At 65.7% G+C, this 589-nt stretch carries 1 protein-coding gene; it reads left to right on the forward strand.

Annotated elements, in window-relative coordinates; all coding sequences use genetic code 11:
- Window positions 1-247: 247 nt before the first annotated feature.
- The coding region (locus tag C5E07_RS19080; RefSeq protein ID WP_258064062.1) for a pyruvate kinase at window positions 248-589 on the forward strand (342 nt) is incomplete at its 3' end.

Here is a 589-nt window from a genome sequence, read left to right on the forward strand (position 1 = left end):
CGCGAAGACCGAGCTGCTGCGCATCGACGCCGACACCACCCTGCGCGAGTTCAGCAAGGAAGTGCGCTGGAACCAGGCCTACTACCGCCTCGCGCAGGGCCTCTAAGCAGGGCGGCCTCTGCCCGGTATGCGCGCCGGCAGAGCCGCCCACCTCACGCCACGGGGTGACGTCACTTGCTGATCTGGGCAAGGGCCACCGGCGTCGCCCCGTGGTCAACTTCACTGAGCACCAAACCGGAGTTAATGCATGAGCCGTAGAGCGAAGATCGTCGCCACCCTGGGCCCAGCCGTCAACACCCTCGAAGGAATCCGCGCCCTGATCAGCGCCGGCGTCAATGTAACGCGCTTCAATCTCAGCCACGGTGACCACACCATGCACACCGACAACTACAAGCTCGTGCGGGATGCGGCCGAGGAGCTCGGCGTTCCCGTCGCGATCCTGGTCGACCTGCAGGGCCCCAAGATCCGTCTCGAGAAGTTCGAGGACGGACCCCACCACCTCGCGGTCGGGGACATCTTCAAGATCACCTCCCAGGACGTGCCCGGCACGAAGGACCTCGTCGGCACGACCTACAAGGGCCTGCCCACC

The organism is Pseudoclavibacter sp. RFBJ3, from assembly GCF_002931375.1.
Classification (GTDB): Bacteria; Actinomycetota; Actinomycetes; order Actinomycetales; family Microbacteriaceae; genus Pseudoclavibacter.